The sequence below is a fragment of the Mesorhizobium sp. WSM4828 genome, from assembly GCF_055811175.1.
The window spans coordinates 14,108-27,394 of record NZ_JBVVQK010000009.1; the positions used below are offsets into that span (position 1 = coordinate 14,108).

At 61.9% G+C, this 13,287-nt stretch carries 14 protein-coding genes, 1 tRNA gene and 1 pseudogene; 4 read left to right on the forward strand and 12 right to left on the reverse strand.

Annotation, left to right across the window (positions count from 1 at the left end):
• Window positions 1–36: 36 nt before the first annotated feature.
• Genes yidC through rpmH form a run of 3 tightly spaced genes read right to left on the reverse strand, consistent with a single transcriptional unit; the run spans window position 37 to window position 2,385 of the window.
• Complete coding sequence (gene yidC, locus AC0L2X_RS12605; RefSeq protein WP_352490513.1) at window positions 37–1,860, reverse strand: membrane protein insertase YidC; 1,824 nt, start codon at window positions 1,858–1,860, stop codon at window positions 37–39.
• 13 nt (window positions 1,861–1,873) lie between these two features.
• On the reverse strand, window positions 1,874–2,227 hold the full coding sequence (gene rnpA / locus AC0L2X_RS12610) for a ribonuclease P protein component (protein WP_352490512.1): 354 nt from the start codon (window positions 2,225–2,227) through the stop codon (window positions 1,874–1,876).
• Window positions 2,228–2,250: 23 nt separating this feature from the next.
• Window positions 2,251–2,385 (reverse strand): 50S ribosomal protein L34, encoded by a 135-nt coding sequence (gene rpmH / locus AC0L2X_RS12615; protein WP_008833937.1) that lies wholly within the window; start codon window positions 2,383–2,385, stop codon window positions 2,251–2,253.
• Window positions 2,386–2,718: 333 nt separating this feature from the next.
• Here rpmH and AC0L2X_RS12620 point away from each other — a divergent pair, with 333 nt between their 5' ends.
• Together AC0L2X_RS12620 and AC0L2X_RS12625 are read left to right on the forward strand one after the other, a co-directional pair.
• Window positions 2,719–4,206, forward strand: coding sequence for a HAMP domain-containing sensor histidine kinase (locus AC0L2X_RS12620; protein ID WP_352490511.1), 1,488 nt, complete (start codon window positions 2,719–2,721; stop codon window positions 4,204–4,206).
• A gap of 246 nt (window positions 4,207–4,452) precedes the next feature.
• A tRNA-Arg gene (locus AC0L2X_RS12625) sits at window positions 4,453–4,529 on the forward strand.
• A gap of 41 nt (window positions 4,530–4,570) precedes the next feature.
• On the opposite strand, the gene AC0L2X_RS12630 is transcribed toward AC0L2X_RS12625, so the two are convergent.
• From AC0L2X_RS12630 to AC0L2X_RS12660, 7 genes and pseudogenes are all read right to left on the reverse strand, one after another.
• Window positions 4,571–4,906, reverse strand: coding sequence for a hypothetical protein (locus AC0L2X_RS12630; RefSeq protein ID WP_473599837.1), 336 nt, complete (start codon window positions 4,904–4,906; stop codon window positions 4,571–4,573).
• 75 nt (window positions 4,907–4,981) lie between these two features.
• Window positions 4,982–5,110 (reverse strand): hypothetical protein, encoded by a 129-nt coding sequence (locus AC0L2X_RS12635; RefSeq protein WP_473599838.1) that lies wholly within the window; start codon window positions 5,108–5,110, stop codon window positions 4,982–4,984.
• Between the two features lie 66 nt (window positions 5,111–5,176).
• Window positions 5,177–5,953: a carboxymuconolactone decarboxylase family protein gene (locus tag AC0L2X_RS12640; protein WP_473599839.1), complete on the reverse strand. Its 777-nt coding sequence runs from the start codon at window positions 5,951–5,953 to the stop codon at window positions 5,177–5,179.
• Between the two features lie 27 nt (window positions 5,954–5,980).
• Window positions 5,981–6,440 (reverse strand): annotated as a pseudogene (locus tag AC0L2X_RS12645) ((R)-mandelonitrile lyase).
• Between the two features lie 103 nt (window positions 6,441–6,543).
• Window positions 6,544–7,011 carry a cyclophilin-like fold protein gene (locus AC0L2X_RS12650; protein WP_352709346.1) on the reverse strand — a complete coding sequence of 156 codons (468 nt, stop codon included), beginning with the start codon at window positions 7,009–7,011 and terminating at the stop codon, window positions 6,544–6,546.
• Window positions 7,012–7,085: 74 nt separating this feature from the next.
• The gene (locus AC0L2X_RS12655) at window positions 7,086–8,192 is read right to left on the reverse strand and encodes an alpha/beta hydrolase (RefSeq protein WP_352709345.1); all 1,107 of its coding nucleotides are present in this window, start codon (window positions 8,190–8,192) and stop codon (window positions 7,086–7,088) included.
• Window positions 8,183–8,455 carry a hypothetical protein gene (locus AC0L2X_RS12660; protein ID WP_352565650.1) on the reverse strand — a complete coding sequence of 91 codons (273 nt, stop codon included), beginning with the start codon at window positions 8,453–8,455 and terminating at the stop codon, window positions 8,183–8,185. Before AC0L2X_RS12660 ends, AC0L2X_RS12655 begins: the two co-directional genes overlap by 10 nt.
• 146 nt (window positions 8,456–8,601) lie before the next feature.
• On the opposite strand from AC0L2X_RS12660, the gene AC0L2X_RS12665 reads away from it, so the two are divergent.
• Window positions 8,602–9,495, forward strand: coding sequence for a LysR family transcriptional regulator (locus AC0L2X_RS12665; RefSeq protein WP_352490507.1), 894 nt, complete (start codon window positions 8,602–8,604; stop codon window positions 9,493–9,495).
• Between the two features lie 748 nt (window positions 9,496–10,243).
• Entirely contained in the window at window positions 10,244–10,558 is a 315-nt protein-coding gene (locus tag AC0L2X_RS12670) for an antibiotic biosynthesis monooxygenase family protein (protein WP_473599840.1), read from the forward strand.
• A 47-nt stretch (window positions 10,559–10,605) separates the two neighbouring features.
• Here the strand turns inward: AC0L2X_RS12670 and AC0L2X_RS12675 are convergent, their stop codons facing one another.
• Window positions 10,606–11,748: an alpha-hydroxy acid oxidase gene (locus AC0L2X_RS12675; protein WP_473599841.1), complete on the reverse strand. Its 1,143-nt coding sequence runs from the start codon at window positions 11,746–11,748 to the stop codon at window positions 10,606–10,608.
• A gap of 69 nt (window positions 11,749–11,817) precedes the next feature.
• Window positions 11,818–12,924, reverse strand: a complete 1,107-nt coding sequence (locus AC0L2X_RS12680; protein ID WP_473599842.1) for a LacI family DNA-binding transcriptional regulator — start codon at window positions 12,922–12,924, stop codon at window positions 11,818–11,820.
• Window positions 12,925–13,287 lie beyond the last annotated feature (363 nt).

Sequence of the window (13,287 nt, forward strand, 5' to 3'; positions counted from 1 at the left end):
CCGGGGCTTTCTGGTTTCGCATCATCGGAGCGCCGGCTATTCCGCCGGCGACGGTTTCTTGCGGAACAGCGCGACCAGATTGTCCCACAATTCGATCTTGGCGCCTTGCCGCTTCATGATCACGCCCTGCTGCAGGATCGACAGCGTGTTGTTCCAGGCCCAGTAGATGACCAGGCCGGCCGGAAAACCCGCCATCATGAAGGTGAAGATCACGGGCATCCAGGTAAAGATCGCAGCCTGCGTCGGGTCCGGCGGCGCCGGGTTCATGCGCATCTGCAGGAACATCGTCACGCCCATGATCAGCGGCCAGACGCCGATCATCAGCATGTGCGGCAAGGTAACGGGGATCAGCCCGAACAGGTTGAAGATCGATGTCGGGTCCGGCGCCGCCAGATCCTGGATCCAGCCGAAGAACGGCGCGTGCCGCATCTCGATCGTGATGTAGAGCACCTTGTAGAGCGAGAAGAACACCGGGATCTGCAACGCCACCGGCCAGCAGCCGGCGAGCGGATTGATCTTCTCGGTCTTGTAGAGCTCCATCATCGCCTGCTGCTGCTTCATCTTGTCGTCCGCGTATTTCTCGCGGATCTCGAGCATCTTGGGCTGCACCTTCTTCATGTTCGCCATCGACGCATAGGATTTGTTGGCGAGTGGGAAGAACAGCGCCTTGACGATGACGGTGGTGGCGAGGATCGCCAGGCCGAAATTGCCGAAGAATTTGTAAAGCGTGTCGATCAGCCAGAACATCGGCTTGGTGATGAAATAGAACCAGCCCCAGTCGATCAGCAGGTCGAACTGGCGAATATGACGGTCCTTTTCGTAGGCGTTGATCGTCGAAACTTCCTTGGCGCCGGCGAATATCTCCGACTCCACGGTCGTTGACTGCCCGGGAGCGATCGTGACCGGATCCGACAGGAAATCGGACTGGTAGCTATGCGGGTGAGGCCCGCTTTTGAACTCGAAATAAGAGAATTTGGGCTGAAATTCGCGGCCGCCTGGCGGCACCAGGGTCACCGCCCAGTATTTATCGGTGATGCCGAGCCAGCCGTCGGTCGACTTGCCTGGCTTGAATTCTCTCTCCGATTCGACCTTGGAGTATTTGTACTCTTGCAGGCCTTCGCTGCCGGTGACGCCGATCAGGCCCTCGTGCAGCACATAGGTGCTGGCGATAGCCGGCTTGTCGAAACGGGTGACGCGGCCATAGTTCGACAACGTCGCGGGTGCCGAGCCGTCGTTCTGGACCGTGTCGGACACGGTGAACATATATTGGCTGTCAACCGAGAAGGTGCGCTTGAAGGTCAGGCCCTTGTCATTGGTGAAGGTCAGCGTGACCGGCGTCGCCGGTGTCAGCGCCGCATTGCCATCGGTCTGCCAGACGGTGTCTGGGCCGGGCAGCGTGCCCACATCCGGCGCGCCAGAAAAGCCGATCTCGGCGAAATAGCCGTTCGGCAGGGACGCCGGGTTGAGCAGGGCGATCTCGGGCGAGGTCTTGTCGACCGTCTCCCTGTAATGCTTGAGCCGGAGGTCATCGAGGCGCGCACCGGTGAGGTTGATCGAGCCTTCGAGGCTCGGCGTGTCGATCTTGACGCGGCTGGTCGAGGCAATCGCCTGGTCGCGGCCGGCCGGCGTCACCGCGTCGCCGCCAGGCGCGCTCGGAATGGCGCCGGGCTGCACCGGTGTTTCGCTGGCTCCCGGGCTGGTGCCTTGGGCGGCCTTCTTCTGCTCCGCCACGCGCTGCTCTTCGATGCGGGCGGCCTCGCGCTGCATCTCGCTGCGCGGCATCACATAGAAATATTGCCAAAGCGCCAGGATCAGCACCGACAGTGCGATGGTGATGAAGAAGTTGCGGTTGTTTTCCATCGAAGCCCTTGGCCTATCGTGTTCCACGCAATCTGCGGGAGAGTTCGGCCTTCAGCTGGCCGAAAGGAGTGGTAAGCACGTCTTCGCGCCCGACGATGACATAATCATTGCCCGGCGCCATGTCATCCGCGGCATGCGTGCGCACGGCCTCTCTCAGCCGCCGCCGGATGCGGTTGCGAACGACGGCGTTGCCGACCTTCCTGGTGACGGTATAGCCGACGCGCGGCGCCTCGCTGTCGTCGCGGCCCAGGACCTCGACGAGGAAAAGCCGCCCGCGGCGCTTTTCACCACGGCGGACAGCCAGGAATTCCGCGCGCTTCAGAAGCCGCTTGGGATGGTGACCCGTTGGCTTGCCGGTTGCGGGCAACGATCTTGTCTCTCGCTTGGTGCTCAGGCGCTGAGACGCTTGCGGCCGCGGTTGCGCCGGGCTGCGACGACGCCGCGGCCACCTTTGGTGGCCATGCGGGCACGGAAACCGTGCCTGCGTTTGCGGACGAGTTTGGACGGCTGGTAAGTACGCTTCATTTGTTTAAATACCGCGGGGTGCGGCCCTTCTTGATTCTGTCACTTTGTAACAGGAGCTTTGCCGGGCCGGTTTTGGCGCGATCGAAACCGCGCCGGGACGAATGGCCCGAGCGTGAGCGGGCTTATAGAAAGAAGGGTTTTGGAAGTCAATCCAGCGTCGGGCCGGCATTGTCGGACCCGGCAGGGAAGCCTTGCGGCCCTTTGTCCGGCTTCGACCAAGGATGAATTTGGCAAAAAAGCCGCAATCGCCTAATCTCACCCGATCAAGCGATCGTGAAGACGAGCAGTCCTTAAGACAAGCAGCCGTGATGACAGGCAGCCGTGACGACGAGCATGAGTGAAGTCCCAGCAACCGAGGAAAGCATCGCCCAGGCGAAGGCGGCGACCCGCAGGGTGCCGCTGGCGCGCGGCCTGTCGACCAAGCTGCTGCTGCTCACCATCGTCTTCGTGCTCTTGGCCGAAATCCTCATCTTCGTGCCCTGGATTGCCAGCTACAGGCTGAGCTGGCTGAAGGAGAGGCTGAGCACGGCCGCCGCGGTTTCAATCGTCCTGGTGCAGGGCGAACCTGCCTCGCTGTCGCGTGCCGCCCAGAACGACGTGCTGATGGCGATCGGCGCCAAGGCGATCGCCGTGCGCGACGGCGGCGTCTCGCGGCTTCTGGTCGTGGCCGAAATGCCGCCGCAGGTCGACGAGCATATCGATATCGCCAATGTCGGCATGATCAAGGGCATGACCGGCGCGCTGGACACGCTGTTTTTCGGCGGCAAGCGCATGCTGCGCGTTTTCGGCCCGGTCGGCGACAGCGACAAGGAATTCGAGCTGATCATGCCCGACCACCGCCTGCGCAATGCCATGCTGATCTATTCGCGCAACGTCGCCTTCGTCTCGTTGCTGATCTCGCTGTTCACCGCCATGCTGGTCTACGCCGCGATAGACCTGATCATGATCGGCCCGATCAGGACGATGACACGCTCGATGCTGTCCTTTTCCGAGGCGCCCGACGATCCCGGTCGCATCATTCACCCCGCCGCGCGGGGCGACGAGATCGGCGTCGCCGAACGCGAGCTGTCGCAGATGCAGGAGCGGCTGCAAAAGATGCTGACCGAGCAGAAGCACCTGGCCGATCTCGGCCTGGCCGTGTCGAAGATCAACCACGACATGCGCAACATCCTCGCCTCGGCGCAGCTGATGTCGGACCGCCTGCGCCAGGTCAAGGACCCGACCGTGCAGGCCTTCGCGCCAAAACTGCTGCGCGCGCTCGACCGTGCGGTGTCCTATTCGGAGGGCGTGCTGGCCTATGGCCGCACCCAGGAGCCGCCGCCGTCGCGCCGCAGGCTGCGGCTGCGCCAGCTGGTCGAAGACGTCCAGGGCCTGCTCGACATCGAATGCGGTATCGAATTCGTCAACGCCGTCGACCCGGTGCTCGAGGTCGACGCCGATTCCGACCAGCTGTTCCGCGTGCTCACCAATCTTAGCCGCAACGCCGTGCAGGCGATGGCGGCGGACACCGAGAGCGCGGTGGTGCGCCGCCTGACCATATCGGCCGAGCGCATCGGCAGCGTCAGCCGCATCGTCGTCACCGACACCGGCCCCGGCCTGCCGCCGAAGGCGCGAGAAAACCTGTTCGCGGCATTTCGCGGCTCCGCCCGCAGCGGCGGCACCGGCCTTGGCCTGGCGATCGCCCACGAATTGATCCGCGCCCATGGCGGCACGGTGGAGCTGGTCGAAAGCATCGGCGGCCGCACCACATTCGCCGTCACCATTCCCGACCAGCCGGTCCGGCTCGACCAGGCCCGCAACGGCCTGCGCCGGCCGGCGTAACGAACCGTTTCGTTACGGATCGTTTCAATTCGCAAATGGTTGGTCCGAGACTACGGGCTATCGGGCTCGGCCGCCGCGTGACGCGATCTTGCCTTCGCCGGCCGGCGCATGACGGCAAAGCATGACTGAAAAACTTTTGGCCAGGATCGGCTTGCTTTTCGCAAATTCAGTCGCTAGGGAACACGTCACATCGCGGCCGGTCGCCAGGATCGGATCGCGGGGGCTATGCAAAGCATGGCCTGTTGCGCGCCCGTAGCTCAGCTGGATAGAGCACCAGACTACGAATCTGGGGGTCAGGAGTTCGAATCTCTTCGGGCGCGCCAAATACCCACCGATCGCACGATATAGCCCGATTCCCATCAGACTACGCCCGCGCAAAGAGCGGGAGTGGTGCCAAGGTCGTGATAAGACCGATCGCCGCAAAGCCGTACGGTACAAAGAGCATCGTGCCGAGCGGACCGCCGAAGGCGAGCGCCGCGAACATGGCCGTGCCGACCCAGGCGATGACCTTCCCCGCATGGCCGGAATCGACCATTGCCAATCCCCAGCTCACGCCCCCGGTGATGATGAAGCTTTCGGCTCCACCGAGCACCGCACGTCCCACCAGAAGAATCGCAACCGAGAGGGTTGGCGAACTCACGAAGGTCAAGGACAGGAGATACAGCAATCCAGCACCGGCGGCGGCGATCAGGCCGAGCACGACGCTGCGTTTGCCGCCATTCGCATCCGAATAGGTGCCGGACCATATGCGCGTGACCAGAGACGCGGCAAATTGCTAGCCCGCAACCAGGCCGACGACGAAAGTTCCGAAGCCGAGATCCTGATTCACATGCAGCGGCAGCACCGGCAGGGCCGCGCCGATGACGAGAAAGCCGGCCAACACGGCCGCCATGATCGGCAGCAACGTCACGGCGGCCGAGGGCGGCGGTCTGGACGATGAGGGCAAAGGAGTCATTGCGACCAGCAGCGTTCAGTTGGCGGACCGTTTCTCGAACACGGAGCGCGCAACAGCGGCCGCCGAGAAAGCGTTCGGCCATCCGGCGTAGTACGCGAGATGGCTGATGGCTTCGGAGGCTTCCATGCGCATCAGTCCGTTATCCATCGCCCGGTTGAGATGGTAGGGAATCTGCTCGACCTGGCCGGCCGAGATCAGGGCGCTGACCGTCACCAGACTGCGATCGCGCGGGGCGAGATCGGGCCGCAGCCACAGGTCGCGAAACAATACGTCGGTCGTATCCCTCACCAGACCCGGCGATGCCGGTCCCGTGCCTTGCGCGACGCGGGCGGCGCGATCGGCCTCGGCTTTTTCGTCCAGCGGCAGGAAATCAACCATGGCCTTGGGGAGCTGGTCGGGTCCGACACCGCGCGCCGCGAACACCTCCTTCGTGATGCCCGTCGCGGCAAGCGCACCGCCCCAGCCGGCATAGAAGGCGAGATGCGTGATAATCTCTGAGATTTCGGCCGGCTTCACCCTATTGTCGAGTGCGAGATTCACCTGCTCCGGCAGGAGAATGCCCTGGTCGCGCGTGATCACGGCAGCGACGGTGACGATGCTGCGATCCCGCAGCGACAGGCCCGGCCTCTTCCAGAGGCCATTTGCAAGCTTCTCATCGGCGTAGCGCTCAAGCGCGGGCGAAACGGTTCGCACGTCTTCGCGGGACAGGCTGCCGGTCTGCGATCCGGTTTGCGCGGCGGTGTCGACGGCTCCCATGGAAAGAGCGAGAGCCAGAACGGTGGAGGTTTTCATGATGAAGCCTTTCGTTCAGTTATCCCGTCAGCGGTATTGCTCGTCGGAAACAGGTTCGTGCCAGTCGACGTTCTTGCCGTCGTCCATGTAGCTCAAGGCGATATGCGCCATGGGGCTGATCGCGGTCGCTCCATGCCAGTGCTTCACGCCGGCCGGAATCCAGACCACATCGCCAGGATTGATGCCGCGCCGCTCCTTGCCCTCTTCCTGCACCCAGCCTTGACCGCTCGTGATGATAAGCATCTGGCCTGCCGGATGGGTGTGCCAGACCGTCCGCGCCCCGGGGCGCGAAGTTCACCAGTCCGGTGCTCGCCCGCGTAATGTCGGTAGGCGGATAGAGCGGGCTGATGACCGCCTGCCCGGTGAAGTTGTCCGCCGTTCCGATCACGGCCGGCGTGCTGCCGTTCGTGCGGATTTCGATGGTCTCGGCCTCGGCCGGCGTTAGGCCGGCCGTGCTGATTGCAGCGGCAGCGAGAATCTTCTTGATATTCGTCTCCTTCTGCGTTTCAGCTTTCTTGCTGTTCACGATGAATGATGCGGGTTTTTCCTACACCTGCGGCATTGTCCTGATGCGCAGCGGCCTTCCAGGTTCAGGACAGCATTTCGACGCGCAGCGGATGTTCTCCGCGCATCAGAAGCGGCGCCGGTCCCTGGTCTAGTCGCCCAAGCCGGATCAGGCCGCGCGACCAGCGATAGGGACCATGAAACATCGCAAGATTGCCCAAGGGGGCGTAGTAGCAAAGATCGCCAGCTGCCTCGTTCCCGAAGCGACCGCTGCCTTCCTCGGTGAGCTTGCGCGGCAGATAGGCGATCTTCTCGTTGGACGAATAGTCGTCGATCGTCAGGTCCAGCGGCAGCATCGAGACCAGATCGTGCGCGGAAGGATTGTTCTCCAGCGTCGCCGTGAAATCCTGATCTGCAAAAACAAATCTCAGGCGCATCGGGGCTCCTTTCGTACCCTGGGTTGTGGAGGTCTGAGAGCGCACCGACGAGGGAAGCGCGAAGCCGGCAGCGCTTGCCAGCAAGGTGCGGCTTGAAAGCCATGCGTCGCGTGTCATTTAAGGTCTCCCAATCGGTGCGGCCATGCCCATTGTTCCGGCACACGGCCGCACCCTTCGATGCTACGGCCCTGTTATGCAGCCAGATGCTGACCGAAGAAGCTGGTAAGCCTGTCGAACGGAATCAGGTCCACACGGTCGTAGAGATCGACGTGACCGGCGCCCTGGACCCAAACCATTTCCTTCGGCTCGGCTGCCAGTCTGTAGGCTTCCTCGCTGAATTCCTTCGAATGCGCCTGATCGCCGCTGATGAACAGCATCGGGCGCGGCGAGATCGTCTCGATGTCGTTGAACGGGTAGAAGTTCATGAACTTGACGTTGCTGGTCAGCGTCGGCTTGGTCGTTATCTGGTCGGAGACACCCGCCGGGGTAAACTCTCCGCGGGGTGTCCGATAGAAATCGTAGAACTCACGCTGGATGGGATGCGTCGACGCGGTCAGTTCGAGATCGGTTCCGCCCGTATACTGGATCTGGCCGCCTTCGAATTCGGAGTAGCGCTGCTCGGCGGCCGCCGCGATGATCTGCTTCCGTTGCTCGACGCTTAGCGAGTGATTGAGTGCGTTTCGGTTCGCCGCGCCCATGTCATACATGCTTACCGTGGCGATGGCGCGCATGCGTGGGTCGATCTTGGCGGCGCTGATGACGAAGCTGCCGCTGCCGCAGACACCAATCGCGCCAATACGGTTGCGGTCGACGAACGCGCGTGTCCCGAGGAAGTCCACCGCCGCGCTGAACGCCTCGGCATAGACATCCGGTGAAACGATCTGTCGGGCTTCGCCCTCGCTCTCGCCCCAGAATGGCAGATCGATCGCCATGGCGATGAAGCCCTGCTCGGCCATCTTGGTGGCATAGAGGGTCGCGCTTTGCTCTTTCACCGCGCCCATTGGATGGCCGACGACGATGGCCGGATGACGTGCATTGCGGTCAAGGTTCTTGGGAACGAGCAGATTCCCCGCGACATTCATCTGGTATTGGCTTTTGAAGGCGACCTTTTCGAGCGTCACCTGATCGCTCGTGTAGAAATTGTTTGCACCGTTCGACATGTCTTGAGCCTTTGCGAAGTGAATGTTGAAGAGTGACGCCGCACTGAAAGCGGCTGCGCCGGCACCGGTCAGCTTCAAAAGCTCGCGCCGGTGGATTTCACGCTCTGATGTTTTCGTATCAGGGGTATTCATAGGCATTTCCGATCTCCTGTAGGTTTGGGTTGAATTGAGCCACTCGCCGCCTTGGCCAGTCCTCTCTCCGTCATCAGACGCCGGCCGGTGCCGATCAGCGCGATTGCAAAGCCGGCCAGAACCAAGCTGCCGATAAAGGTCGCGGAGATCGTCAGGCCATCCAGCAGCACCCCTCCGACTATCGCGCCCAGAAGGATCGAAGCTGGATCGCCACGACCATCAGGCTGCCGGCGGCCTCGGGCGCATCGTCCGCATTTTGCGACATCCATGTCATCCAAATCACCGACATCGCGGTAATGCGTTGTTGCAGTGCAAACCTAATGGTTTTGACATAAAACGATTACCCGTCGAAATTGGCATGAACTAATCGACTACATCGAATAATCTGTTGCGAGATGGCAAACGAAGGAAGCTCATGGCCAGAACCGATCTCAATCAACTGACGTGGTTTCAGGCCGTCGCCGAGGAGCGCAGCTTCACCAAGGCAGCGGCAAAACTCGGCGTCGCGCAATCGACGCTCAGTCACACGATCAAGCAGCTCGAAGCACGCATGGGCATACGCCTTCTGACCCGCACGACGCGTAATGTGGCGACGACCGTTGCAGGCGAAAGGCTGCTACAGACGATCGCTCCGCGCATTGGTGAAATCGAAGACGAGATCGCAGCGCTGATGGCGTTCCGCGAAAAGCCGTCAGGCTCGATCAGGTTGACCCTGTCCGACCACGCGCTCGAAAGCGTGGTCTGGCCGAAGCTTAAGCCGGTCCTCAGCGCCTATCCCGACATCGGCGTCGAACTGATCCTAGACAGCACCTTCCGAAACATCGTCGAGGAAGGCTTTGACGCCGGTGTCCGGCTTGGAGAGAGCGTCGAGAAAGACATGATCGCGGTCCGCATCGGCCCGGACTGGCGCTTGGTCGCCGTGGCTTCGCCGCGATACTTCGCGGCGCACGGTGTGCCTGTGCATCCGCAGGATCTGGTCCGGTACATCTGCATCAACATGCGCCACGAAACCGCCGGCGGTCTGTACGCATGGGAGTTCGAGAAGGATGGACAGGCGCTGCGTGTCCGTGTGGACGGTCAACTTACCTTCAACAACACCTACGCCATGATCGACGCCGCAGTGAGTGGCTATGGCATCGCCTATGTTCCCGAGAACATCGTGGAGCGGCACATCGCCTCAGGATTGCTGGTGCAGGTCCTCGACGACTGGTCGCCCTTCTTCGATGGCTATTTCCTCTATTATCCGAGCCGCCGTCAGAATCTTCCCGCGTTCAAGGTCATTGTCGACGCGCTACGCCATCGGGAATGAAGCGAGAGAATCTAAACCCGCGCGATTGGCTCACGCCCCATTTGGGAGGGTTCTAGAGGGCAATAGAGTAGACATAGTTCTCACCATTGCCCGGTGCGGCGCGCCATTAAACTCATACCCACCCTGGGGACATAGGTAACAGAATCTACCGCCGGTGGCCGGAAGGTCGCGAGGAGTGAGCGCCATCCTGCCAAAAGAGCGGTGTCGGCTGAAGCTGCTCAGTCGGCCTGCTTAACCTCCGGACCTGGTTCAGTCGGCGGAACTGGCGTGCAATCTTGGCCGGTGCATTCCTGCACAGGATCGTTCGCCGGCGGGAGACAGTTTTGGCCTTCACAATGAACGGGCGGCTGCGCTGTGGCGGCTTCGTTGTTCGGCGGCACAGGCCGATCCTCAGCGCGAACGGCCGGCATTCCAAGGTCGATCATGGCCGTGCACAAGAGCGCAATCCGAAGCAAATTCATTTTCGCCTCCGCAACTGACAGCGAGACGCAGATTATACCTTCGAACTGCGGCCAACATCCTGTCACCCGCGAACGGCGTTAACAGCGCGTTTCATTGCCGGTCGGAAGGGCATACTGATTGAGATCGAGCGTCGTCCTCTTCCTGGCAAATAGCGCCAGAAACGGGCTTTCAGCCAGAGGTGACTGAAGCCAACCTTCCGATTTTCCTGTACACGTGTTCGAAGGGTTCGAGGTGCGTTAGGGCTTCGCATATTCGAGGTTTTCAGTTCTTTCACGGGGGAACGTACATGACGGCATTCAACAGCGTCCGCTTCCGGGTCAAGCCGGGTAGTGAAGACGAATTCGTCGAACTGTTCAGCAGCGCTCCGCGCAATTTCGAGGGATTGCGAAAAATGGCTCTCATCAAATCGGGAGATGGCGCCTTCTTCTCGATTGGAGAGTGGGACACTTTCCAGCACATGGTCGATGCCAGGCCCAAAATGCTAAGCAATCTTGATCGGTTCCGGCATACGTTGCAGCAGCTTGACGGCGGATATACGGATGCTGTTTCCGGCGAGGCCGTCTTCGACACGGACGGCAGGAGCGGCGGCCGGTCGGTATAGTGTTCGCACTTCGAAAAGCTTATGCCGTGCGCCACGTCCCGGCCCTATTACCTAAACCGCACATTCCCCCTGGAAAGCTCTGCCACCGACCTGCATCCCATCAGCCGCATGTCGCGTTCGATCTCGGTTCGCATCAGGCCGAGCGCCCGCTCGACGCCTGCCTGTCCGGCGGCGGCCAGCGGGAAGAGGTAGTAGCGCCCGACGCCGACGGCCTTGGCGCCCAACGACAGGGCTTTCAGCACATGGGTGCCGCGCTGGACGCCGCTGTCGATGATCACGTCGATCTTGTCGCCCACCGCGTCGACGACCTCCGACAGCTGGTCGAAGGGGCTGCGCGAGCCGTCCAGCTGCCTGCCTCCATGATTTGACAGGACGATGCCGGTGCAGCCGATGTCGACGGCCTTTCTGGCATCGGCGACGCTCATGATCCCCTTCAGGCAAAACTCCCCGTTCCAGAAGCGGACCATGTCTTCGACGTCCTTCCAATCCAGCGATGGATCGAGGATCTCGGTGAAATAGCGGCTGATGGAAAGCGCTCCGCCGCCGAGATCGATGTGGCCGTCCAACTGCGGCAGGCTGAACTTTTCGTGCGTCAAATAGTCGATGGCCCATCTCGGCTTGATCGCGAACTGCATCATGCCGCCGAGCGTAAGCCGAAAGGGGATGGAAAAGCCGGTCCGCAGGTCACGCTCGCGGTTTCCGCCGGTGACGCTGTCGACCGTCAGCATCATCACCTCGACGCCGGACGCCTTGGCGCGCTCCATCATGGCGCGGTTCAGGCCGCGATCTCTGTGGAAATAGAACTGATAGACCTGCGGCGTCCTGTGCTTGCGGACTTCCTCCAGGCTGACCGTGCCGAGCGATGAGACGCCGAACATCGTGCCGAACTTCTCCGCCGCCGCGGCGACGGCGCGCTCGCCGCTATGGTGAAACAGCCGCTGGAGAGCCGTCGGCGAACAATAGACCGGCATCGCCAGCTTCTGGCCCATGACGGTGACCGACATGTCGACCTGTCCGACGCCGGCAAGGACGTTGGGGACGAGATCGCAAGCCTCGAACGCCGCCGTGTTGCGCCGCAGCGTCGTCTCGTCGTCCGCGCCGCCATCGATATAGTTGAAGATCGGGCCTGGCAGGCGCTGCTTTGCCAGCCGGCGGAAGTCCTGAAAATTGTAGCAGCTTTGCAGTCTCATGAAATCAATCGGGTATATGCCGGGCCCGATGTCAAGCCTGTGCCATTGTCGATCGCCGGCGCTCTCGCCTCAGCCCGCCACAGCGCCAACCGACTCCCGCTCCACCAGCGGGCATTCGAGCTTGGTGATGGGATAGCGGCCGCGACCGGGAGCAGCGGGGACTTCGAGCTGCTCGATCGCCCATTGTCCCATTGCCATATGCGGCAGGATCGACGTCGTCAGCGGCGGGAACAGATGCCGGGCGATCTCCTCGTCGTCATAGCCGACCACCGAAATATCCTGGGGGATGTGCAGGCCGGCCTCCTTCAGCGCCTCATAGCAGCCGATCGCGGTGCGGTCGTTCTGGCAGAAGATGGCGGTCGGCCGGTCCTTCAGCGCCAAGAGCTTGACGGTCGCGGCATAGCCGGCGCTCGCCGACCAATCGCCTTCGACGACCAGCGCCGGGTCGAACGGGATGTCGGCCGTCGCCAGCGCCCGGCGGTAACCCTTCAGGCGGTCCTGCGCCGCCTGCATCCAGGGCTCGCCGGTAATGGTGGCGATACGTCTGTGGCCATGGCTGATCAGGTGCCGGGTCGAGCTCTGCCCGCCGGCGATTTCGCTCGGCACCACGGCCGGGAAGGCATAGTCGGCGGTGTAGCAATTGAGCAGGATGACCGGGATGTCGAGGCCGTAGAGATAGTCCGGCGCGACGATCTCGCGGGTGAAGATGGTCATGTAGATCAGCGCCGAGATGCCCCGCTTGGTCAGCGCCGCGATGGCGCGGGGCTCCATCACCTCGTCGCCCATGGTCTGCGCCACCAAAAGCACATTGCCGGCGTTCCAAGAGGCTTGCCGCGCCCCTTCGATGGCGACGACCGCCTCCGGGCTGGTCGCCAGTTGGTCGACGGCGAAGCCGATCACGCCATCCAGCCCGTCGAATGCGGCAACAGGGGCTCGCAAGGCAGAAAACACCGGCGGCGAATAGCCCAGCGTTCGTGCGGTCTCGATCACCCGCTCTCGGGTTTGCTGCGACAGCCTGATGCCGGGCGTGTTGTTGAGGACGAACGAGACCGTCGCCTGCGAACAGCCTGCAGCCCTGGCGATGTCGGTCATGGTGACGCGGCCCTTGGAGTTTTTCCCGGACGGCTTGCGCCGTCTGGCACCCTGAAGGACCGCATCCCGAAGTGGTTCGTTCATGTTGTTGGTCCCTCGAATTTCGCATTTATAAGGCAAAGCGCTACTAATAGATATAATCCACCCTCTTCGGCGAATTCAGTCGCCCAGTCCCAAGCAGCAACGACTGGAAGGCCTCTCCTTTGTGGCGAGAATCCCGATCAAGTAATACTCTTTACTAATATCTGGCATCCCTATAACGTCAATCCGTCAGGCCCGGACGACATCGGACCGCGCATGTTCGGAACGCCAGCCAGCTTTGTATCGGACGGTTCCCGTCAGCCGAAGCTCGCCTGCCGTTTCGGAGAAATGTCAGACAAATCGGACTATTTACGAACGGCGAATGAGTCTCTAAAGTCGATGATCGCGGCTGGAATGGCGTCGTTC

Excerpts from the sequence above, each read along its gene's own strand:
- yidC (WP_352490513.1), bottom strand. The coding sequence starts at position 1,860 with ATGGAAAACAACCGCAACTTCTTCATCACCATCGCACTGTCGGTGCTG.
- AC0L2X_RS12640 (WP_473599839.1), bottom strand. The coding sequence starts at position 5,953 with ATGAAAACCTCCACCGTTCTGGCTCTCGCTCTTTCCATGGGAGCCGTC.
- AC0L2X_RS12675 (WP_473599841.1), bottom strand. The coding sequence starts at position 11,748 with ATGAGACTGCAAAGCTGCTACAATTTTCAGGACTTCCGCCGGCTGGCA.
- AC0L2X_RS12680 (WP_473599842.1), bottom strand. The coding sequence starts at position 12,924 with ATGAACGAACCACTTCGGGATGCGGTCCTTCAGGGTGCCAGACGGCGC.
- rpmH (WP_008833937.1), bottom strand. The coding sequence starts at position 2,385 with ATGAAGCGTACTTACCAGCCGTCCAAACTCGTCCGCAAACGCAGGCAC.
- AC0L2X_RS12660 (WP_352565650.1), bottom strand. The coding sequence starts at position 8,455 with ATGGATGTCGCAAAATGCGGACGATGCGCCCGAGGCCGCCGGCAGCCT.
- AC0L2X_RS12620 (WP_352490511.1), top strand. The coding sequence starts at position 2,719 with ATGAGTGAAGTCCCAGCAACCGAGGAAAGCATCGCCCAGGCGAAGGCG.
- AC0L2X_RS12655 (WP_352709345.1), bottom strand. The coding sequence starts at position 8,192 with ATGCCTATGAATACCCCTGATACGAAAACATCAGAGCGTGAAATCCAC.
- AC0L2X_RS12650 (WP_352709346.1), bottom strand. The coding sequence starts at position 7,011 with ATGACACGCGACGCATGGCTTTCAAGCCGCACCTTGCTGGCAAGCGCT.
- AC0L2X_RS12665 (WP_352490507.1), top strand. The coding sequence starts at position 8,602 with ATGGCCAGAACCGATCTCAATCAACTGACGTGGTTTCAGGCCGTCGCC.
- AC0L2X_RS12670 (WP_473599840.1), top strand. The coding sequence starts at position 10,244 with ATGACGGCATTCAACAGCGTCCGCTTCCGGGTCAAGCCGGGTAGTGAA.